Raw genomic sequence first — 23344 nt, forward strand, 5'->3', positions numbered from 1 at the left:
TTGTCTGTAAGTTTCTCTATCCTAACTTCTAGCTACATTACTTATAACCTTTTTTCAAATAGCTATTTATCCTCTTACATGCCCGATTACCATTACAACATCTACTTCTATATGTACGCTAATAATATCTTCAATTATATCCGTATATCCTTGTCCTATAGCTGTTCCATAGTGTAATGTAAGCACTTTCTTTTCATACACTGACTTTGGTACTGAAAAAATAAATCTCCTCAAATTGCTTTCATCAGCCGGTTCCATAATTAAAACAATCCCATCCTCATCAAACATATACGCTCGCCCTCCAACTTTACATTCACTATGGCTCAGTATTGCCTTGGTCAGCAAAATTTAAAACATAATACGTTTATATACACACTCTGCTGCACCATAAAAATAAAAAACATTCCTTCTTTTTGTTAAGAAGGAATGTTTTTTAAAAAATCAATTTCTAACTCTAGCATCTTTCTTTGACGAGGTTTTATTTTTCTTACGGGAACTCCAGCATAAATATACCAATCTTCTAAACTCTTTTTCACCATACTCATCGCACCTACTGCCGTGCCTTCTCCTATAGTTACATTTGGAAAAAGAATAGAATTAGCACCAATAATCGCATGTTTTTTTAAAATAACTTTTTCTGTTTTCACATTCCTATATTGATTCGGGACGGTTGGCCCCATTAATGTATTCCCACTGAAATCATCTAGTACTGCATATACTAAGGTTTTAGCTGAGATATTTGCAAAGTCATGCATTTCAATTCCAACTTCCCCTCCATATAACGCTGTATACGCTGATATATGCGAATAACTTCCAATTGTGATTTTGCCACTTAAAATGCAAAAATCATCAATTCTTACATGATTACCAACTGATATAACACTTGGATTGTATATACTTGCTTTTTTACTAATCAATACATTTTTCCCAACAGATAAAAATCCAATTTTCTTTAGCTCTTCTTGACTATAAAAACTATTCATCTGCCGACACCACCTTCTGTCCTAAACAGATTACAATTTGTTCTACTATTTCTTTCGTCATTCCTTCCCATAAAGGCAAACTTACTATTTGTTTTGCTATTTTATTCGTTCTTGTTAAATCTGTAGACTTATAGTTTCTAAAAAGAACTTGTTGGTGGCAAGAGGGCGAAAAGTATAATCTAGCTTCTATTTTCTGTTTTTTCAGGTCTTCTATTACTTGTTTGTTGCGAACTTCTTCCGGACAAAGAATAGGCATAAATTGCTGAATAACTGCTTCTGTCTTTTGGAGTTTCCACCCTTTTTTCATTAACCCATTACTTTGTAACAACTGTTTATACCATTCAGAAATACGGGTGCGTTCTTTTAATTTGTCATCCCATTTTTTCATAGTTGCAATCCCAATCGCGGCTGCATATTCAGACATTTTACAATTAAACCCCATCATCGTGCATTCACGGTTTGTATCAAATCCGAAATTACCCATTCTTTTAATACGTTGTATATCTTCTTCGTTTTTACTATATATGAGCCCTCCTTCACCAATTCCGAAAGGCTTTGTTGCATGAAAGCTATATACGATTATTCCACTAAAATCTTGACCGTAATGCATCCCTCCATTCATTAATCCAAATCCCGGTGCCGCATCTACGACAACCGGAACACCCTTTTTCTCTAATTCTTCATATTCTTCTAAGTTCATCCATGAGCCAAAAGTTGCGTACGGGACAACAATTGCAACCTCTTCTTTTAATTCTTCAATCTTATCCCAGAGTACTGTTTTATCCATATACCAATCATCTATTGCAATATCAATAAAATAAGGTTCCAAACCACACCAAATAGCCGCTAATGGAGTTGCAGGGAATGTAAAACTAGGCATGAGGGCATACTTTCCTTTTTTTCTTTTCTTAAGTTGAATGGCCGTCATTAACCCTAACGTTGCGTTTGCTACTGTTGTAACAGCTCCCCTGTTCTGAAAAAATCCCGACATAATTGTTTGTTCAAAACGTTGATTTATAGGTCCATAATTCGTATATATGTGCGATGCATCAATTTCCTTCAATTCATCTAAATACTCAATTACTGGTACAGTTGAAGCACGTAAAAAAGGAATATTCTCCATATCTATCTATTCCTTCCTATCATTTTCGGACAATATAGAGCATATCTGTTTCAGATAATCCAAATTTCCTCGCACCTTTCATTCCTTGTCTTTCAGCTATGTTATATAATTCCACCTTAAATCCTGCATTCGTTAATCGTTGAATGAATCCCGATTGATTATAAATTCTCACATGATCTTCTTGACCAAAAGCTAATTTTCTCAATTGTGGTGTTACAATTAATTTATTCTCTATAATAGAATCTACATTCATTACGATTGGTACTTGAATAATTCCCCATCCATTTGGTTTTAAAACCCTATATAACTCTCGCATTGCTTTATCGTCGTCAAGAACGTGTTCTAATACATGGCTACATAAAATTACATCAAACGTATTACTATCATATGTAATACTTGTAACATCAATTTCCTTCATTAATGGATCCTTTGGTTCTATATCCCCACATACATACGTAATATTTTTATACTCGTTAAACCAATCCCTTAAATTCGCTTCAGGTGCAATATGAAGCATAGTATATTTTCTACTTAACAAGTCCGTTTCCGTTTCAATGTACGCACGATACAATCTTTCACGATCCATTGAACTACAAACTGGACATATCCCTGTATCTTTATTCCACATCTCAAATTTATATTTCGGAAAATCATAATCTGCTGGCCAAGGTAAAAATTTTTCAAATTGTTGATTGCAATATTGACAATAACAAGATTCTTTCTCAAACAGATGAGCAACTAGCTTGTTCAATCCTTTTTTAATCTTTTCATTATAAATTTGATCTAGTTCTCCATTTCTTACTGCATCCTTAACTATAAATCCCGTATTTTCTAAACAATAGGATAGGCTCTCTTTATAATCCCTCTCAGAACTTAAAAACCCACTATTATATGCATCTATAATTAATTCAATCCACTCTTCAATTGTCATTAAAATAAAATGCATTTGTTTTTGATTTTGTCCACTATGTTGTCTAAAATAGCTAAGAGGCTCTTTTATATAAACTACTTTCCCTTTCCTCATCATATCTAACCAAGTTGCAATGTCATTAATAGCAGAATAAGCCTTCCCTTTAAAATACCCAAACTTCCCTTCAAACATATCTCGATTAAATAGAACAGTTGTCGGCTCACCAACTATATTTTTTAAGTTTTTTAACATATAATTCCCTAATTCTTTTCCTTCAAAAAGTGTAGTTTCTTTCGCGATTTTCATATTCAATGTTGAAGGTGGTAATATCTCTCCGTTCTCATCAATCAGTTCACGATATGACGTCACAAATGAAATATTTTCTAACGTCAAAAAGTATTTCATCATTCTCTCGATCTTTTCATGATGAAATAAGTCATCATCTAATAAAAAGTTTATATAATCCCCGTTCGCAAGTTCTATACACTTATTAAAGTTTTCAGCAACTAACGGAGTTTCATTTTTAACATATGTAATACACTCATATTCACGTAAATACGGTTGAATCATAGCATTGACTTCATTATTTGTACTGTCGTCAGAAATAATAATTTCAATATTTTCATATGTTTGATTCAGGGCGCTGTTAAGCGCCAATTCCAAGTAATACGGCCTATTGTACGCAGGAATAAGTATACTTACTTTCGGTAAAGGAGAATTATTATTTATATGTTGTTTTTTCTTTTCCATGTTTATTTTCTTTTCTTTAATTTTTTGATAATAGTCTAATGTATATAATATTGATGATGGAACTATCCTTCTTGCATAATCTAGAAAATTAGTTATCGCTTTATCTAACTCTTTTTCGTTAGATAAGAAACCATATTTTTCTCCTGCTAGAATACTATGTGAAAAATCTTCTAATCCATCCATCATTTTATTAGATTCATTTAACTGTTGATCTGGATGTAATCGAAAGTAACTCAGTGTCTCTGCTATATATACTGCTTTTCCTTTACTTAATAAAGATAACCATGAAGCTATATCTACGTTACAAAGATACCTCCTCTTATCAAAAATCCCATACGGTTCTTGTAAATCATTTTTACGAAATAAAACTGTTGTCGGTTCTCCAATATAATTTTTTTGATCGACAATTACCCTATTTGCTAATTCTGTTCCCTCTATAATCGTATCCTCTTTAAATAAACGGACAGTTGAATAAATATGTCGTAGTTCTTTCCCTTTTTCATCAATTACTTGACGATGGGATGTTACAAGCTTAATTTCATTATCTAAATCATTGAAAAAATACTTCATCATTTTTTCAATTTTATCCACATGAAAGATATCATCGTCCATTAAAAAATTTATATACTCACCGCTCGCTTCATGAAATAACATTAGAGCATTTTCAAACTGTCCAAGAGTTGACCTGTTTTTTATATAAGTAATATTTGAATGATCACATAAGTATTTTTGTAACACCTTTTCTGTTTCATCATTCGTACTATCATCTCCAACTATAATTTCTATATTAGGGTACGTTTGTTCCAACACACTACATAACGCCTCTTCAAAGTAGCGTGGACGATTATATGTAGGAATTAATACACTTACCAACGGAAGTTGATCTACCACCTCTTCATTTCTTTCAATACGAGTTCTCATTTTACTCTCTCACCTCTTCGCATATTATTTATATACGCGACACAAAAATCACATTACTTTAACCGAATGGAGCCTATATACTTTTATGCAGACATGAAACGAAATATCATACTTTTCGTTCCTGAATAAACATATTTAATAACACGGACATTTTATTTGCACCTTTTTTATTCATATGATCACTATCATAAAAATCATCATCGCAAAATAATGGCGAATCAAATAAATCTATAATTTGAAAAGAATATTGAGATTGAAAATCTTTTATAACGTTATAAAAATCTTCTTTTAATTTCTTACTACTACAATTGAAATAATGTGAAGTAACAGGAAATACAACAATTAGTGGTTTTATATCATGTTTTAAAAGTAATTCTAAATATGTTTTAAAAATTGTTTTATTTTCAACTAAAGTATGAGGATATGACAATTTAGCATGTGAAGCTGCTCTTATTTTTCCGTGTTCTTCAAAAGGAATGTGAAGAGGAGTGATATTCCATTCAGCATTTATCCAAGGCAATATCAATGATTCATCTGTTAGTTCGTCTAATAAAATATATTCAAAATGCAAATTAAAAATAGAAAAAAGTGGTTTCGGGGTATCTAGATGTGAGAATCCATCAGTGGATAGAGGAGAATGAACTACAGTATGATGGCCGTCTTGAAACAATGGATAATATACTTTGTGAATTCTATATGATTCAGATGATAACGACATGTCAAAGTAAAACGAGAAATAAGCTATTCCTATCAAACAATATTGAAAGGAGTGATTGTTTGATAGAAGTTGTGATGCTATTAAATAATCATAGTATAAATCTTGCGATGGAAGTGTTAGTTTTATTGACTTTTTTGAGAGGAGCTCCGCACTTATGCCACAATGCGGATAAGACAAGCCCGTCGCAAACAATTCATACGTCGGATCACCCTTTGCTTTTTTCATAGAAATGTATAAAGACATAAGATCCGGATTTATTTGATAGATAGAAATTAATTTATTCCTCCATTCATACATGTATTTTGTTAAATTAATAATTTTTGTACTTTGCACGCCCCTATTTATCAATTCATTTGTAAGTTTTTCTGCGTCCACTCTCCAAATGATTATATATTGAAAAGAATTTTCTATTTGAACAATGGCTGAAACATCTACAACATGAACGATTGTTTTACATTTATTTTTGTCTAATGCATTTTGAATCTTCCCCTTTGATAATTCATCACTTAAAACAATAATTTTATACTGCTCCTTCATATATATCCCCTCCATTATATGTATAATATGAAATTCATTTTTCATTCGTAACGATCATATACATTTGCCATCCATCATAAACAAGAATAGAATATTCATTTCAAAACAAAAAAATAGCTCCACCATTAGGCGTAGCTATTTTTCCATTACATACTTAATAAAATTATATTCCTTTGTCTAACTCATAAAGCATACGATACTTTTCGTTTTCTTTCAGAAGTTGTTCATGACTACCTTGCATCACAATTTGACCACGATCAAGGAATATTACTTCATCAACATGCTCCATTCCTACAAGATGGTGCGTAATCCAAATTACTGTCTTTTCTTCCGTTGCAGAAAACATCGTTTCAATTAAAGATAATTCTGTCTTTGGATCTAAGCCGATTGTAGGTTCATCTAGTACAATGATTGGTGCTTCTTGCATTAGCGTTCTTGCAAAAGCAACCCGTTGTCTTTCCCCACCAGAAAATCTTTTTCCCATCTCATGCATTTTTGTTTGTAATCCATCTGGAAGAGAAGCAATATGAGAAGCTAATTGTGCTTTCTCTAAAGCTTTCCATATCTCTTCATCAGTTGCCTCTGGTTTGCCGATTCGCACATTATTTCCAATTGTCGTATCGAATAAATGCGGCTTTTGATTCAATACAGAAATATATTTTGATAAAAGATTCGTGTGAGCATGTTCACTATTCAATAAAACTTCACCATGTAACGGGCTTAGCGCACCTGTTAACAATTTTAATAAAGTAGATTTTCCGGTTCCGCTTCTTCCTAAAATGGCAATTTTCTTTCCTGCTTTTATTTGCAATGATACGTCTTTCAATATCATTTCATTACTATGTGGGTAACTATACGATACATGATTTAATTCAATGTCTATACGTTTTGGTGCAACATAATCTTTATCTCCATGTAATTCCTTTTCATCCTGTAAAACACCATTACCTTCTACTTGATTGAGACGATGAGCGGATTCTACATATGATGGAATTCGATCGATAGCATCTGACAGAGGAATTAACGCGTTTGTGACAGATAACGTCATTAAGACGAAAGCCGCAATAACGGTAGGAGCAATTTGTTCACTCGCAGCCTCATTTCCAGTCCATATAATCATTGAAATAACTACAATACCCACTACTAATTGAATAATACTGTCCCGAATATGATTCCAACGCTTCATTCTTTTTTCCGTTTTTAACAACTGAGCATTTTGCTCTACATACTTATTAATAAATTCATCTTTTCTACCACTTGCCTGCCAATCAGATAATCCAAAAACAGCGTCTGTTAGTTGTTGATACAAACGGTTTCTTCCTTGTTTTAAAGCAACATGATTTTGCTTCATTAAAAGTAATGATACAAACGGAAGAAGAAAAACGATAATAGCTAACATACATGCTGCAATAAGTGCAAACACTACGTCAAATGCACCGATAACAAGTACGAATATGCTATATACAACTAATGCTAATATGCTAGGAAATATTGTACGTAAATATAAGTTTTGCAAATGCTCTATATCTTCGGATAATATCCCTAACATATCGCCCGTTTGAAATCGTGAACGAAAAAATAACGCCTGTGGTTCTACTATTCCATATAGTTTCGTTCTCATCTTTTCTAATATGCGTAGTACAACATCGTGTCCAACTAAACGCTCTACATAATGAAATACCGCTTGCCCTATACTAAACGCACGTGTTGCAACGATAGGAACATATACAGCCATTACATTTTCTGGTCTAAGAGCAGATTTAGAGATTAAATAACCTGAAATGAAAAGTAGCATCGCACCTGAACTAACTCCAAGCAGACCAAGGAAAATAGTTACAGTCATTCTACCTTTGTTTTGCTGTATATACGGTTTAATCCAGTTACTCATCTCTATCCCCTCTCTTTCCTGTGAACATGTAATGCCTCATTCTTTACAAGTTCTTCATAGGTTCCACTTTCTATCATTTTCCCTTTATTTAAAATAAGAATATGATCCATTTGTTTCATCCAGTGAAGACGATGTGTTGCAAGAAATACTAACTTACCTTCAAACAGACGTAACATTGCTTTCTTTATTTCAAATTCAGTTTCAATATCAAGATGTGCCGTAGGCTCATCTAATAAAATAATTGGCTTTTTACTTAAAAGTGCACGCGCCATAGCGACACGTTGTTCTTGTCCGCCACTCAGCATACGCCCACCTTCTCCAATTCTTTCATACATTCCATTTGGAAGCGATGTAACGAGTGAACGAAGACCGACTTCATTCATAACTCTTTCCACTTCTTCATCAGTTGTATTTGTTTCATAGAAACAAATGTTATCTTTTAATGAAAGCGGGAAAATATAAGGTTGCTGCGGAATATAAGCAATATTCTTTTGCCACTCTTCACGAGTAGACCCGTCAATTTCCACACCATTTACGATCATCTTTCCACCAGAAGGAGTTAAAAATCCAGCTAATACATCGATTAACGTCGATTTCCCTGCCCCACTTTCACCAATTACACCTATAGCACCGTTTCCATTCCAAGTAAAATCAATTCCCTCTAATATACCTTTTTCAGATTCATCATTCTTTACTTTTACATCTTGTAATTTCAAGTTACTAGAGGAATTCCATATTAGATCTACATTAGATTCTTTCTTACCTATTTCTTTTTGTCGCTGTAAAATCTCTTCTATTTGCTCCATTGCAAGTTGTCCATCTAACGTAGCATGATAATTCGCTCCAACTTGTTTAATCGGCAGAAAATATTCCGGAGCTAAAATTAAAATCGTAAGGGCTGGCAATAGTATAATTGTCCCGTCTATTAAACGTATCCCTAATCCGACCGCCACAAATGCGATGGATAAACTCGTAAAGAAATCTAATGCAAAAGAAGAAAGAAAAGCAACTCGCAAAGTACGCATCGTTGCTTTTCTATACCTTTTACTTACTTTTTCAATCTTTCCTTCGTGCTGTTTACTTTGACCTAAATACTTTAATGTTTCTAATCCTTTTAACGTATCTACAAAATGATTAGAAAGTACTCGATATGACTCATATTGGCTATCTGCCATTTTCTGCGCTGCTAATCCTAGTAGGATCATAAATATAATTACGATAGGAATCGTTACAACTAAAATGATTCCAGACTCAATATCTAACGTAAAAACATATAGTACAATTAGTCCCGGTACGATACTACTTCTAATCATTTTAGGAATTGTTAATTCAATATATGTTTTAAATTTCTCAATACCTTCTATCGATAAGGTAACCAGATGACCTGTTCCAGCAGTTTGAACATACCGTGGACCTAATGTGAAATACGCCTCTATTAATTGTTTTCGCAGTAGCGATCCTGTTTTTTCAGCGAAACGTTCCACTAATATTTGCGATATTCGCACTAGCAAGTGACGTACTGCAAACGTGATTCCGAAATAAACTGTTTCATTTAACACAGATTGCACTGCTTCTCCCTGAAATAAAAACGTAATAGCTCGCGCTAAAAACACTGTTTGTGCAATAATACTAAAAGCTTCTAACATGCTAATGATTGTTAACACTACATATAAAACTCGGCTACCAGGATACGACGGAAGTCCTCTTTTTCTTTTCATTAGTACTCCAAATCTTTATCTGACTTAACAGGTTGTCTAAACACATAGAAACTCCATATTTGACTTCCCAAAACAAATGGCAATATAGCAATTGAAAAATACGTCATCAGTTTTAGTGCATAATCTCCTGATGCTGCATTATAAATTGTCAAATCGTATATTGACCCTAACGAGCTAATTAAGACACGTGGGAACATGCCAGCAAACACACTCGCACTTAGTAAAATGATTGTTAAACTTGTCATAAAGAAAGCCCAACCATCTCTTCTTCTTTTATTTAATAATGTTGACGCACATAACGCTACAAAAGCTCCGATTGGAACCATAATCCACTCTGTACCATGACCAGTGAAAATATCTGTTTTCCATAACCCTACACCGGCAAAAATAAGAAGTGCTATAATTGCGAGTGGTGCAATTTTCAACGCGGCAATACGTGCACGTTCTCTTAACTTACCTGTTGTACGTATAGTAAGGAATTGCAATCCGTGAACAATACATAACAGAAGGAACATAACTCCTCCAAGTAATGCAAATGGATGAAGTAATTGTAAGAATCCACCTACAGCATTTTTCGTCTCATCAATTGGAATACCTACCATAAAGTTAGCAATGGCAACTCCCCAAAGGATAGGCGGTAGTAAACTTCCTAAAAACATACCCCAATCCCAAAAGCCTTTCCATTTATGATTATCTATTTTTGCACGGAATTTAAAGGAAACACCTCTAATAATTAAAGCAAGAAGCATAAATACAAACGGAATGTAAAACCCACTAAATAAAGTTGCATACCAATGCGGGAATGCCGCAAACATAGCGCCACCTGCACAAACAAGCCATACTTCATTCGCGTGCCAAAATGGACCAATTGTATTTAAATATATTCTTTTCTCTAAATCGTTTTCTCCTAAAAAACTTGAAACTATACCTACACCAAAATCGAAACCTTCAAGTACAAAGAAGCCCACGAATAAAACTGCAATGATAATAAACCACAACTCATTAAGAGATAACATACTCATCCTCCTTATCAAATGGATCATGGCTTTGAGAATCCTGTTTCGCTTTCTTATTCTCATGTCCTTTAATAATACGAACGAATAAGTAAACTGTAATTCCACCTATAATTAAATATAATGATGTGAACGAAACTAAAGAGAATAGCACTTCTCCGAACGTAACATTTGGAGATACAGCATCTTCAGTTTTCATAACACCGAAAACTACCCAAGGTTGACGTCCCATTTCAGTCATAATCCATCCTACTGTATTACCGATAAACGGTAGTGAAATTGCATACACCATTAATTTTAAATACCAAGTTTTTTCAGCTAAACGATCTTTTCTTGATAAGAACCATCCGTACGCTCCTAGAAGAAGCATAAATGTTCCACTCATTACCATCGCTCTAAAGCTCCAGAACATCGTGTGTACTGGCGGTATATAATCTCCAGGCCCATATTTTTCTTCATATTGCTTTTGAATTTGATTCATCCCTTCTACTTGACCGCTAAATTTATCATATGATAATAGACTTAGCATATACGGGATTTGAATTTCAAACGAATTCTCTTTCTTCTCCGCATCAATTTTCGCAAATACTGTAAATGGCGCTGGATCTTCACTCGTATTCCATAACGCTTCAGCTGCTGCCATTTTCATTGGGTGTGTCTTAATTAATTGTTGTGCTTGCGCATGACCGAAGAATAATACTAGCGCCGTTGTAAGTGTTCCAACAATGATAGAAATGCGGAACGATTTTTTAAACACTTCAGTTTCTTGCGCTTTCGTTATTTTCCATGCACTCACACCTGCAATAAAGAATGCACCAGTTGCAATTGCCGCTGTAATGGTATGCGGGAATTGTACCCATAATTGTGGATTTTGGATAATCGCTAAGAAATCATTCATTTGTGCACGTCCATCTGCTGCCATTTCATATCCTACTGGCGATTGCATAAATGCACTTGCAGTTAAAATCCAAAATGCTGATAACATTGTTCCAATTGAAAGGAGCCAAATACATAAAAGGTGAATGCGCTTCGGTAATTTATCCTCACCGAATACCCATAAACCTAAAAATGTAGACTCAATGAAAAATGCTAATAAGCCTTCAATCGCAAGTGATGGACCAAACACATCACCTACGAAACGTGAATAGGTTGACCAGTTCATGCCAAACTGGAATTCTTGTAGAATACCAGTTACTACACCTACTGCAAAGTTAACAAGGAATATTTGCGTCCAAAACTTCGTCATCTTCTTATAAATTTCTTGTCCCTTTACCACATATAACGTTTGCATTAACGCAATGATAAAAGCTAAACCAATAGACAGCGGAACAAAAAAGTAATGGAAAATCGTTGTTGATGCGAATTGTATTCGTGCCAATTCGAGCGTTTCCATACTACAATCACTTCCTTCATAGTTTTTATAATAAAAGTTAATTGAGCAATCTTATCAAACTCAATTATTAAGAAATATGAAAAGACAAAAACATTTTGTATGTATTGTCGAAAAATATGAAGTTTCAGTTTTTCAAACTATTGTAATGCTATTTTTTACCTTTTCACTATTTCTGTAGTGTTTTATTCGTTAATCGAATTGTATAATATACCTGCATAGTAAATTCAGCTGATTTTTGACGTATTATTGACATCATTTTGTCTGAAATATGTCTTTTGGTATTTTTTTGAATTAGATTTTTCTCATCGATAAAATGTGTTTTTTTAATATGAGACTTATCTTTGCATCAATAAAATAATCGTTTCTCTCTTTATACACTTGACTTTTCTACGAAAAAATGTCCTATTAACCAATGGATAAATTCGTTATTTTTTTGTCAAGAGAAAAATGTATTTCTAAAATTCAAACATGAAATATTGTTATTCAAAAATAGGAAATAACCTCCTCTTTTCAGATTAAAAATTCACTTTTTTGTCATTTTTTCAAACTAAAATAAATTAAAAAATACCGAGAATCCATTAGACTCTCGGTATTTTTTAATTTATTTTGCTGTATGTTTTCTAATAGCCGGTAAAATTTCAGTAGCAATTAATTCAATGTTTTTCTCAATTTTATCAAATGGTACACCACCAAAATCAATTTCTGCCATAAAACGTTGTTGCCCAAACAATTCATATTGGTAAAGCATTTTTTCGATAATTTGTTGTGGGCTACCAACCATTAACGCGTCACGGTAATCTATTGCATTTGTAAATTGTTGTTTCGGATACCCGCCACCGCGTAGCGTAAGCATACCAGCATTAATGTGAGGATAGTATTCACTAAGTGCATCTTGTGAATTTTTTGCTGTGTAAAATAAACTCGTTGTTGCAACTGGCAAACTCGCTGGATTAAATCCACTTTGCGCAGCCGCCTCACGGTAAGCATCTACTGATCCTTTAAAGTTAATAGCTGGGCCACCTAGTGTTGTTATCATCATTGGTACACCTGCACGTCCTGCTTTAATCGCACTAGCTGGTGGGCCACCAACTGCACGCCAAATTGGTAAGTTATTATTTTTAGCTCTTGGAATAACCGATGCATGCGCAAGCGGTGCCCTGAACTGTCCATTCCATGTTACATGTTCCTCTTTATTAATTTTTAATAAAAGATCCATCTTCTCTTCAAATAACTCTTCATAATCATTCACATCATAACCAAGTAAACTATATCCCCCAATACGGGATCCACGACCAGCCACAATTTCTGCACGTCCATTAGAAATCAAATCAAGTGTAGCAAAGTCCTCGTATACTCGTACCGGATCAGATGTACTTATTATCGTTGCTGAACTTGCAATTTTTATATTTTTCGTAGCTTGCGCAATAGCTCCTAAAATAACCGTATGAGCTTGCGTTGTAAAGTGCGTTTGATGACTTTCACCGACAGCAAATACATCAAGTCCAGCTTCATCCGCTAACTTTGCTGTTTTAATTAATTCATGAATTCTTTGTTCAGCACTAATTTTCTCTCCGTTATGTGGATTTAAAACATGATCCCCAATTGAATATAATCCAAACTCCATTCCTTTACTTGTATTCATACGGTATTTTTCCATCATTACTCTCTCCTTTGATGAGGTATTATTAGTTTCTCTTTTAAAAACATTTGTAAGTCAAATGTTTTTCCCTATTGCTTACAATATCACTTGATTAGTCAATTGATATTGTAAAAAAAATTACTCTTGCGGTAATTCTTTTTTTTCACTATGCTTATGAACTTTCGTCATTAGCTCGTATAACATTTTCTGCTCTTCTTCATTTAATACATCATCAAAAAACGATGATTGAAATGCAAGTTGCTCTGGCAATGCTTTCTCTAAGGCCGCTTCCCCTTGCTCTGTCAGACTAATTGTTTTCGTTTTCCAATCTTGTTTTCGTACAATATATCCTTCTTTTTCAAGACGCGTTAACATTCGAGAAATACCGCCTTGTGTAACAGTTACCTTTTCAGCTAACTCCATTTGTGTTAGTGGTTGATACGTACGTATTTGCAAAAGCACATCAAATTGAGCAGTCGTTAAATCAAAACGTTTTAAAAACTCATTTGACATCTGATTACTTTGGTTCGTAAATCGTATTAAACGTAACCATATTAATGATCCTATCGTATTATCACGCATGTTTGATCACTTCCTATCGTGAATCTCACTATCACTTTACTACACAAGTGATAAAAAAGCAAGAGAAAACGTGAAAAATATCTCATTAAATTATTGCATAAATAACGATAAGAAAGAATTCATGTTTAAATGAATTCTTTCTTATCGTTATTCTTAACTTTCCATTTCATTCATTACTATATGTAAAGCTCCCGCTGCTTTGGGCCAACCAACATAAAAAGCCATATGTGTTATTAATGCAACCAACTCATTCTCCATAATCGCATTTTGTTTAGCTAGCTTCAGATGAAATGGTAATTGTTCTGTATTACCAAGACTGATTAGTGCTGACACAGTACATAAACTTCTTTCTCGTAATGTTAAAGTGTCATCTCGCCACACTTCCCCGAACAGTATCTCTTCACTATAATGTGCAAATACAGGTGCCATTTCTCTCATTTTCTCTTGAATACAATATCCAATGGATTCATTCATCATTTCACTCCCCCTTCACTTTTATCAATTGCGCCATTCCTTGACCAAATGACCAATTTTCTGCAGATGTCTCATTTACCGTAATAAAAATATTTGCACTTTTTATACTAGAACATTCAGAAACCTTCGAGGATATCGACTGATATAGATCACTTTTCTGTTTTATTGTTCTTCCCGGTCCACATGTGATAGAAACATACATCATATTCTCTGTTCTCTTTTCTCCTCTTTCTAATAAATAATATGGATTATATAAAAAGTGATTTTGTTGATAGGGTAAAAACATTTGAAAGAAATCATTTTCAGGGATGTTAAAATGTTCAATTAATGAAAGATGAATATATTCACTTATCTTTTTGATTTCTTCTTTATTTAATTTATTTTCATGATAATAGACGTTCACAAAAGGCATACATTGTCATTCCTTTTTCTTAATTTAACTTCAACAAGTTTTCATCGTGAAATGTGCAAAATCTCATATAATGTAACACCTTTATTCGCTGTAATATCAGGCTTCTCTTCATAAAAATTAAACTGACTATATCCCCATTTATCTGGATTATATACTATTACATTTCCTAAACAATTTTCTACCTTTTGATCCACAATGATAGATTGAATCCCACTCAATGATTCACTTGGAGAAATACTTCCTTCATATTCAACAACATATCTACATTTCTTAAAATTACCCTTTACATTAACAACTAATGGAACACCTATATTTATTTGTTGCCATCCAAAAGATTGTAAAATATTATCGTAATACCCATCAAAGATAAATTTGTTCATTCCTTCATGACCATTCCAAATATATAAAGGTGCATAACAGTTATAGAAATTCCCTTCCTTACCCGCCTCAGTAATTAAATACGCTTTGAAATTCAATTCTTGAAACCCGTCCGTTTTATATCCATTATCCTCTACCCTTTTTCTAATAATATCCATGTCATAATCCTTTGGCAAAATGACCTTATATTGCATTCCAATCATGTTTATCACTCACTTTCCATCTTATATACACAATGATAAACCGATGATTGACTAACGTAAAATAGGTATAAATTATGTTTGGTATCATTTATAATGATATCGTATAAGGGGCTGTGATAAATGGAAATAAATGATCTTATTATATTCAAAACTGTGGCTAGCGAAGGTTCTATTAGTAAAGCTGCGAAAGAGTTAGGGTATGTTCAACCGAACGTAACTGAGCGAATTAAAAAATTAGAACAAGAGTTAGAAACACCTTTACTACATAGAGATAACAAAGGCGTTTCTTTATTACCTTCTGGTGACATTTTATTAGACTATACAAATCAAATATTAACGCTAGTAGAAGAAGCAAAAGATAAAATTAAAACGAGTGGGTCTTCTTATATAATCGCAACATCACAATCTATTTTGACTAATTATGTAAGCAAGCGCATTAAAGAAAATTTTAGGAGTTATCAAATATATGTAGAAAATAGTAGTCATTTGCAAAAATTACTGCAGCAACAAAAAGTTGATATGGTCATTACTTATGAGGATTACCCAGACATATCGTTCAAAAAAGTATTTTCCACTTTAATTTCTATCGGCTTATTAAAACCGAAAGAAAAGTGTACCATTGACTTTTCAAAGGAACTCTTCTTCGTTAGTAATGACAAAAAGTGCCCTTTTAGGAATAAGACGATACAATTTCTAAAAGAAAATAATTTATCTCAGCGTCAACTTCAACAATTAGATTCTTATTCGCTTATAGAAGAGTTTATTCAGGACGGAAAAGGAATAGCCTTTTTACCGATTAAAAATGATAAATTAGTACCAATTGAAGATGTTCCAATTGAGAAATTAGCTGTTCATTTCTTTACGAATCAAAATTCTTTCAAACAAATCCCCGATGAACTATTTGATTAATATAATATCTATAAACGAACTAAATTTACATACAGCAATAAAAATCCCTCCTTTACGAATCTAAAAGAGGGATTTTCATATTCTATACAATTGATTTTTCACACATTTTGCTCCACTTCTGCACTTTTCTCCTTCTTATTCCGTTTCATATTCTTCTGTCCCTTAACCGTGCCAACTAATCCTTTCGGGAAAACTAGCAATACGATAATGTACAATACACCAAGAATAATCGTCCATCGTTCAAAGATCGGATACTCTGTAGCTAGTTCTGATAAATAATATTTTAGGGATTCAATAATTCCAGCTCCTGCAATGGCTCCTATTAACGTTCCAACGCCTCCAATCATAGTCATCAATAATGCATTTAATGTCATTTCAATTGAAAATACAGTTGTATTAACAAAACGTAAAGTGATAACAAATAAACCACCGCTAATTGCAGCTACTACTCCTGCAACAATGCTAGCAATAATTTTATAATGAAGAACTTTATATCCTAGTGCTTCAACACGTTGCTCATTTTGTGAAATTGCCTTTAATACTTTTCCAATAGAAGATTTGGTGAAAAGACGTAAGAGAACAAAAATGATAAGTAAACATATAAGTGTTACATAATAAAACGTAAAACGATCACGGAGTACGTCTGGTACGCCAAATGTAAAACCATCCCCTCCGTGAGTGAGCCCACGCCATTTTTCAGCAAGTACGAAAAACAACTGTGAAATAGCAAGTGTTAACATTGCATAAAAATGACTTTTCAGCCGTAAAGAAAGCAAGCCAATTATATAACTAACAATTGCTGAAATGATGATTGCAGCTACTAGTCCTATTAAAAAGTTTGTTATAGATACTCCTTGCCGATCAAATAAAAGCGCTACGCCATATGCTCCGATTCCAAAGAACATACAATGGCCGAACGATACAATTCCGGTATATCCAAGCAATACATCAAAACTCATTGCAAAAATAGCAAAGATGAAGATTTGAGTGAACAAAATTAACAAGCTCCGTGAATCATTTACGAATGGAAATACACTTAAACAAATGAGCATACATACTCCGAAGTATACTTTAATTCGATTTGATGTGCTGTTCACCATTTCACCCCTTTTCACCAACAAGTCCATTTGGCTTCACGATTAAGAAAAATAGTAGCATTAACATATTGATTGCAAGTGATAAATCCGGTATAAAATACGCTGTAAAAGCACCAGCTAATCCGACAATTAAAGAAGCGATGGCTGAACCTTGTACGCTTCCTAACCCTCCAATGATTACTACTATGAACGCTAAAATTGCATACTGCATACCCATCTCGGCGAAAATAACGCCTGAATACGGTGCTAATAAGAAGCCTCCCAACGCTGCCATTCCTGCGCCTAATAAAAAGACGAAAGAAAATATCGCTTTTACGTTAATACCGAGCGCTTGAACCATCTCTTTATCTATTACACCTGCGCGTATCATAAGACCTATCTTTGTTTTTTTGAGCAATAATAATAAGGCAATGTATATGATAACCCCAATTATGATAACGAATAGACGATATTTAATTAATATAACGCCTCCGAACGTAAAACTTCCTTGTAGCCATAACGGTAACTTTGCCCCAATTGGATTTGGTCCCCAAAATACTTTAATACATTCACTAAGTACAAGCATTCCTCCAAGTGTAACAAGAAGCTGTCGAACATGATTTCCGTATACCGGTCTAATAAGGAATCTTTCTAAAATAAATCCAAGGAACATTCCCATAGCTATTGCTCCAATTAAAGCTAATACATAACTCCCTGTCATATTAAATAGCCAAACACCTGTAAATGCTCCCCACGCAAATAAACCACCATGTGCGAAGTTTAGAACACTCATTAAACCGAAAATAAGTGAAAGACCTGATGCTAATAAAAAAATGAGCATCCCTGTTGAAATCCCATTTACAAATAAATTGATTAACACATCCATCCTTCTCACCCCGGATTCATGTTAAGAGATTCCTAAATATTTGTGACACATTTCCTTATCCTCTTTTAATTCATGCATAAAACCGTTATGAACAATTTTTCCGTTATCCATAATATAAAAATAATCACCAATTTGACTAGCCATCATAAAATTTTGTTCAACGAGTAAAACTGTTGTTTTCTCTTTCATTTTTAAAATGGCTATCATTAACTTTTCTATCATAATGGGGGACAAGCCTTTACTCGGCTCATCAATAAGTAATAAACCATCACTATTAATAAACGCTCTTGAAATTGCTAGCATTTGCTTTTGTCCTCCGCTTAAGAGCCCGCTTTTTTTATGCCAAAACTGCTTTAAATCTGGAAATAATTCAAGCATCCACTCGATTTTCTCTTCTGCTTCTTCGCCCTTTCCTCTAGCAAGAGCGAATGTTTCTTCTACTGTCAGATCGTGAAAAATACCTTGATTTTCTGGTACATACCCTATTCCTTTTCTTGAAATTAAATGCGTAGATAGTCCATTTACTTGTGTATGATCATAATAAATTTCACCATGTGCGATATGGTGAAACCCCATAACCGAACGTAACGTCGTAGTCTTTCCTGCCCCATTTCTCCCAAACAGTACAGTAATTGTCCCTTTCTCAACAGTAAGCGATACCCCTTGTAAAATATGAAACTGATCTAAATACGTCTCTATATTATTCACTTGTAATAGTGCCACTATATAATCCCCCTAAATAAGCACTTTGTACACGCTCATCTTTCATAATTTCTTCGGGTAAACCTTCAGCCAATAACTCTCCATGAAATAAAACGATTAGATGGTCTGACAAACCTAGTACCATATCCATTTTGTGTTCAATAAGTACAATTGTACTCTCTGGATGTTTCTTAATATTTTCAATCACTTGTAATATAGCTGGGACTTCCTCAACCGAAATACCTGCCGTCGGCTCATCAAGTAATAACACATCCGTTTTTAAAGCTAATAACATCGCAAGTTCTAGCTTTCTTTTCTCTCCATGTGCCAAATCTTTTGCTAATACATTCTCTTTCTCCTGAAGTAATACTGTTTTTAAGAAACGTCTCGCCTCTCCAACTTGTTGCTTTAATTTTGCTGGACTCGGGAAAAAACTATAGTAATCTTGTACGAATGATTGAACACTTAAACGGACATTTTCAAGTACCGTTAATTCTGGGAATATGTTTGTAAGCTGAAAAGAGCGACCGATTCCTAAGCGTGTTCGATCTGAAATCGATAGTTTTGTAATATCTTGCCCTTTAAAATACACTTCACCTGTTGTGGGTGAAATCTGTCCACTTAGTAAATTAAATAATGTTGTCTTACCCGCACCATTTGGCCCGATAATAGAAATGAGCTTTCCTTTTTGTACAGTTAAATTTACATCTTTAATAACATGATGCTCGCCAAAAGATACACTAAGATTTTTCGTTTCTAGCAAATGTGTCATGAAATCCCCCCTTTAAAGCTTTAAGTATGAAAAAAATACGTACAAAGAGGGGATCCCCTCTTTATACAAAAAACAACAGAAAATTCAGTCTATTTATTTTGAACTGGTGGCTCTGTCTCTTTCATCGTTAATTCTCGCTCTAATACTGGCACTGGATAGTCAACACCATCTTGCTTTTTCAACGTGATAGAATAAAGTGTCTGCATCGCTTGGTGATCCTTTTCTCTAAACTTCATCTTTCCTTTCGGTGTATCAAATTCCATTCCTTCCATTTTCTTAATCAATGTATCTACATCTGTATCACCTTTTGTTTTCTTTAACGCTTCGACAATAGAAATTGCCGCTGACATTCCTCCTGCTGTGAATAAATCTGGCACCGCACCATTAAATCGTTTTTTATGTTCTTCCACTAACCAATCATTCACCTTATTTTTCGGGAGTGTATGATAATACACGGAAAAACCTTGCATTCCTACTAATGCATCCATCGTTTTCAATGCCGGTATATCTGGTGCACCGGTAGAGATTTTAATACCTTGCGCTTCCACATTCATATCTTTCAACTGTTTCCAAGGTGAATTCGCCCCTGCCCAAACGATAAATAAATAATCTGGTTTTGAGCTAATGATATTTTGAATATTAGCAGTGAAGTCAGTCGAATTTGTATCAGCATATTGCTCATTTACAATATTTGCACCTAATTTCTTCGCTCCAGCTTTAAACGCTGCAATTCCTTCACGGCCGTATGCATTGTCTTGTGCTAACGTTGCTATTTTCACATCTTTTTTAGCAATTGCTGCCGCACCAGCGACTGCATCTTGAGATGAATTTCTACCTGTTCTAAAAATATATTTATTCCAGTTCTTACCGGTAATACTATCAGCTACCGCCGGTTCTACAACCATTATTTTTTCATATTCTTCAGCTAGTGGTAAAACCGCTAATGTATCACTTGAACTAGACGATCCGACTAAAAAATCAACTTTCTCTTCTTCTAATAACTTCGTAGCTTTTTTAACCGCTACATCAGCTTTTGTTTCTGTATCTTCTACAACAAACTTAATCTTCTTTCCTTCCACTTTCCCAGTTCCGCCCGTTGCATAGTCTAACCCTAATTCAAATCCGTTCACTGTTTGTTTTCCATATGATTCTAACGGTCCTGTTAATGAAGCAAGAACCCCTACCTTAATCGTCTTTTCATCCTCTGTACTCGTTTTCTTTCCTGAACAAGCTGCCGTTATGAATAACGAACCTAAAACACAACCAGTAGCTACCATTCTTAGCCATTTACGTTTTTTCATCGACATTGTGATCCTCCCCATATTTTACTTTCTGATAGAATCAAACACGCCAAAGTTACCCAACCGTAATTATGACTTTTTCTTTGAATAATATAAACGAGATCGTTAGTATACATGTATCTTCTACGATTTCAATTAAACACCTTTACAATTTGATATAAATATTTTAACCGCATTCCCACTCTATTAAACTTCTATCCTTTCTAATTAATTTTGAGTATCCAAAATTAATTAGCTTTCTTAAAAAATTGAATTCTTTGGAGTAAACCATCTGTAATAATGATATTCCCTTGGCTATCCACATCTATTCCTTGTGGCGAGAAAAACTGCCCTGGCATACCATTAAAACTTCCAAAAGACTCTAAAAAATCCCCATTTTCATTATAAATATTCACACGATTATTAGAAGTATCTGTAACATACACCGTATTATTTATATCGATTTCAATTCCTATTGGCAAAAAAAGATCTCCTGAACCCTCTCTCCAATTTTCTAGTGGATCTAAGTTTCCGGCTCCATGATTTGTACCCCATTTTGTAAGAAAATTACCCTCATTATCAAATTTTTGAACCCTATTATTAATCCGATCAACAACATAAATATTATCTTTTGAATCAATTGCTAATTGCATAGGTTGAAAAAACTCTCCCTCTCCACTTCCTTTTCTCCCCCATTCTTTCATATATACAAAGAATGGATTAAACTTTTGAATACGATGATTTTCTGAATCAGCTATAAATATGTTTCCTTTACTATCAATAGCTATTCCAGATGGAAATTGAAAAAAACCTGGTAATACTCCAAATGAACCATATGAAGCAAGCACTATCCCTGAGTTGGTGAATTTTTGGATACGATGATTTACAGAATCAGATACATACACGTTATTGTAACGATCCGTTGCAATTTGTCTTGGAACATAAAACTGTCCCGGAAGACTTCCGTATCCTAATGGTCCACCAGCACCAAATAAACTTCCCCACTTCCCAACAACCTTCCCAGATATATCATATTTCAAAATTCGATGATTAAAGGAATCAGATACAAAAACATTTCCATTCGTGTCTCTTTCGACATCATAAGGTCCTGCATATTGTGTATTTCCATTCCTTTCATTACCTAGGGTTTTCTTCATTACCGCTGTTAGGCCTACCTCATTATATAAAAGTACACGATTATTTCCCGTATCCGTTATATAGATATTCCCTTTACTATCCGGAAGAACTTGATTAGGATAAACAAACTGAAAAAAGTTACCTACTGTATATAAAAATTGATCTTTATTTGTAAATTTCATTATCCGATTGTTATATGTATCTGCTACATATAGCGATCCAGATATTGAGTCAAAATTTATTCCTCTTGGATGGTAGAATTGATATGGACCTAAACCTGCACTTCCTGTTCCGATTACTCGTTGAAACTCCCCTTTTTTATCAAACACTTGAATACGATTGTTATATGTGTCTGCAATATAGACCTCGTCCTGTTTATTTATCGCGATTCCTTGTGGTAAAGCCATTTCTCCATTCGCCTTTCCATAACTCCCTATTGTTTGAATATACTGCCCATCCGGGCTATATTTTTGAATACGATGATTGTATTCATCCGTAATATAGTAATTGTTATCGCTATCTACTGCAATTTCCCTAGGAAACGAGAACTGCTCACTTCCTTTACCTTTTGTGCCCCAACTTTTAATAAATTGAAACTCCTCATTAAATTTTTGAATACGATAATTCGCTGTATCCGCAACTAAAATATTACCTTCTTTATCAACAGCAATACCAAATGGCATATTAAACTGTCCCGGACCTTCACCAAAAGTTCCTATAGCATCAACAACTTCTCCATTCTTATCTATTTTCAAAATTCTATTATTCCCCATATCAACAACATACAAAAATCCTTTTGCATCCCTTGCCATCGCCACTGGTGTCCTTAATAACTTAGAAGTATCTAGCTCACTTCCCCATGATTTCACATATTTTACAGCAGAGGCACTTCCTAAAGAAGCAAACATCCCTAGACTCACAGTAACAATGAAAAAACAAC

At 34.0% G+C, this 23344-nt stretch carries 21 protein-coding genes; 1 reads left to right on the plus strand and 20 read right to left on the minus strand.

The window, feature by feature from the left end; all coding sequences use genetic code 11:
• Window positions 1-66 precede the first annotated feature (66 nt).
• The 14 genes from ACTFRS_RS08765 to ACTFRS_RS08830 all read right to left on the minus strand — a co-directional run bounded on the left by ACTFRS_RS08765 (window position 67) and on the right by ACTFRS_RS08830 (window position 15642).
• Window positions 67-288 carry a hypothetical protein gene (locus tag ACTFRS_RS08765; RefSeq protein WP_440023738.1) on the minus strand — a complete coding sequence of 74 codons (222 nt, stop codon included), beginning with the start codon at window positions 286-288 and terminating at the stop codon, window positions 67-69.
• Between the two features lie 128 nt (window positions 289-416).
• Window positions 417-983, minus strand: coding sequence for an acyltransferase (locus tag ACTFRS_RS08770; RefSeq protein ID WP_139867643.1), 567 nt, complete (start codon window positions 981-983; stop codon window positions 417-419).
• Window positions 976-2106, minus strand: coding sequence for an aminotransferase class I/II-fold pyridoxal phosphate-dependent enzyme (locus ACTFRS_RS08775; RefSeq protein WP_440023737.1), 1131 nt, complete (start codon window positions 2104-2106; stop codon window positions 976-978). The genes ACTFRS_RS08770 and ACTFRS_RS08775 overlap by 8 nt, the downstream gene beginning before the upstream one ends.
• 19 nt (window positions 2107-2125) lie before the next feature.
• Window positions 2126-4687, minus strand: coding sequence for a glycosyltransferase (locus ACTFRS_RS08780; protein WP_440023736.1), 2562 nt, complete (start codon window positions 4685-4687; stop codon window positions 2126-2128).
• A 106-nt stretch (window positions 4688-4793) separates the two neighbouring features.
• Entirely contained in the window at window positions 4794-5942 is a 1149-nt protein-coding gene (locus ACTFRS_RS08785) for a hypothetical protein (protein WP_139867650.1), read from the minus strand.
• A 163-nt stretch (window positions 5943-6105) separates the two neighbouring features.
• Window positions 6106-7830, minus strand: coding sequence for a thiol reductant ABC exporter subunit CydC (gene cydC / locus ACTFRS_RS08790; RefSeq protein WP_139867651.1), 1725 nt, complete (start codon window positions 7828-7830; stop codon window positions 6106-6108).
• A gap of 2 nt (window positions 7831-7832) precedes the next feature.
• Window positions 7833-9548, minus strand: coding sequence for a thiol reductant ABC exporter subunit CydD (gene cydD, locus ACTFRS_RS08795; RefSeq protein WP_439194542.1), 1716 nt, complete (start codon window positions 9546-9548; stop codon window positions 7833-7835).
• On the minus strand, window positions 9548-10564 hold the full coding sequence (gene cydB, locus ACTFRS_RS08800; RefSeq protein WP_440023735.1) for a cytochrome d ubiquinol oxidase subunit II: 1017 nt from the start codon (window positions 10562-10564) through the stop codon (window positions 9548-9550). Before cydB ends, cydD begins: the two co-directional genes overlap by 1 nt.
• Complete coding sequence (cydA, locus tag ACTFRS_RS08805) at window positions 10551-11954, minus strand: cytochrome ubiquinol oxidase subunit I (protein ID WP_000448882.1); 1404 nt, start codon at window positions 11952-11954, stop codon at window positions 10551-10553. The genes cydB and cydA overlap by 14 nt, the downstream gene beginning before the upstream one ends.
• Window positions 11955-12555: 601 nt before the next feature.
• The gene (locus ACTFRS_RS08810; protein ID WP_000417590.1) at window positions 12556-13611 is read right to left on the minus strand and encodes an LLM class flavin-dependent oxidoreductase; all 1056 of its coding nucleotides are present in this window, start codon (window positions 13609-13611) and stop codon (window positions 12556-12558) included.
• A 120-nt stretch (window positions 13612-13731) separates the two neighbouring features.
• Window positions 13732-14175: a MarR family winged helix-turn-helix transcriptional regulator gene (locus ACTFRS_RS08815; protein ID WP_001205518.1), complete on the minus strand. Its 444-nt coding sequence runs from the start codon at window positions 14173-14175 to the stop codon at window positions 13732-13734.
• Between the two features lie 153 nt (window positions 14176-14328).
• Window positions 14329-14652 carry a carboxymuconolactone decarboxylase family protein gene (locus tag ACTFRS_RS08820; RefSeq protein WP_139867657.1) on the minus strand — a complete coding sequence of 108 codons (324 nt, stop codon included), beginning with the start codon at window positions 14650-14652 and terminating at the stop codon, window positions 14329-14331.
• A 1-nt stretch (window position 14653) separates the two neighbouring features.
• Window positions 14654-15061, minus strand: coding sequence for a tautomerase family protein (locus ACTFRS_RS08825; protein WP_139867659.1), 408 nt, complete (start codon window positions 15059-15061; stop codon window positions 14654-14656).
• A 41-nt stretch (window positions 15062-15102) separates the two neighbouring features.
• Window positions 15103-15642 carry a DUF4865 family protein gene (locus ACTFRS_RS08830; RefSeq protein WP_139867661.1) on the minus strand — a complete coding sequence of 180 codons (540 nt, stop codon included), beginning with the start codon at window positions 15640-15642 and terminating at the stop codon, window positions 15103-15105.
• A gap of 120 nt (window positions 15643-15762) precedes the next feature.
• Here ACTFRS_RS08830 and ACTFRS_RS08835 point away from each other — a divergent pair, with 120 nt between their 5' ends.
• Window positions 15763-16551 (plus strand): LysR family transcriptional regulator, encoded by a 789-nt coding sequence (locus ACTFRS_RS08835; RefSeq protein WP_139867663.1) that lies wholly within the window; start codon window positions 15763-15765, stop codon window positions 16549-16551.
• A gap of 98 nt (window positions 16552-16649) precedes the next feature.
• On the opposite strand, the gene ACTFRS_RS08840 is transcribed toward ACTFRS_RS08835, so the two are convergent.
• The 6 genes from ACTFRS_RS08840 to ACTFRS_RS08865 form a co-directional block, all read right to left on the minus strand.
• Entirely contained in the window at window positions 16650-17603 is a 954-nt protein-coding gene (locus ACTFRS_RS08840; protein WP_440024590.1) for a branched-chain amino acid ABC transporter permease, read from the minus strand.
• A 49-nt stretch (window positions 17604-17652) separates the two neighbouring features.
• Entirely contained in the window at window positions 17653-18513 is an 861-nt protein-coding gene (locus tag ACTFRS_RS08845; RefSeq protein ID WP_242293703.1) for a branched-chain amino acid ABC transporter permease, read from the minus strand.
• A 21-nt stretch (window positions 18514-18534) separates the two neighbouring features.
• The gene (locus tag ACTFRS_RS08850) at window positions 18535-19236 is read right to left on the minus strand and encodes a branched-chain amino acid ABC transporter ATP-binding protein (protein WP_139867667.1); all 702 of its coding nucleotides are present in this window, start codon (window positions 19234-19236) and stop codon (window positions 18535-18537) included.
• Complete coding sequence (locus ACTFRS_RS08855; RefSeq protein WP_000149327.1) at window positions 19214-19987, minus strand: ABC transporter ATP-binding protein; 774 nt, start codon at window positions 19985-19987, stop codon at window positions 19214-19216. Before ACTFRS_RS08855 ends, ACTFRS_RS08850 begins: the two co-directional genes overlap by 23 nt.
• Before the next feature lie 89 nt (window positions 19988-20076).
• A complete protein-coding gene (locus ACTFRS_RS08860; RefSeq protein WP_139867669.1) occupies window positions 20077-21294 on the minus strand; it encodes a substrate-binding domain-containing protein in 1218 nt (405 codons plus the stop codon).
• A 221-nt stretch (window positions 21295-21515) separates the two neighbouring features.
• Window positions 21516-23312, minus strand: a complete 1797-nt coding sequence (locus ACTFRS_RS08865; protein ID WP_139868136.1) for a 6-bladed beta-propeller — start codon at window positions 23310-23312, stop codon at window positions 21516-21518.
• Between the last annotated feature and the right edge of the window lie 32 nt (window positions 23313-23344).

The organism is Bacillus cereus group sp. MYBK139-1 (genome assembly GCF_051916915.1).
Classification (GTDB): Bacteria; Bacillota; Bacilli; order Bacillales; family Bacillaceae_G; genus Bacillus_A; species Bacillus_A pacificus.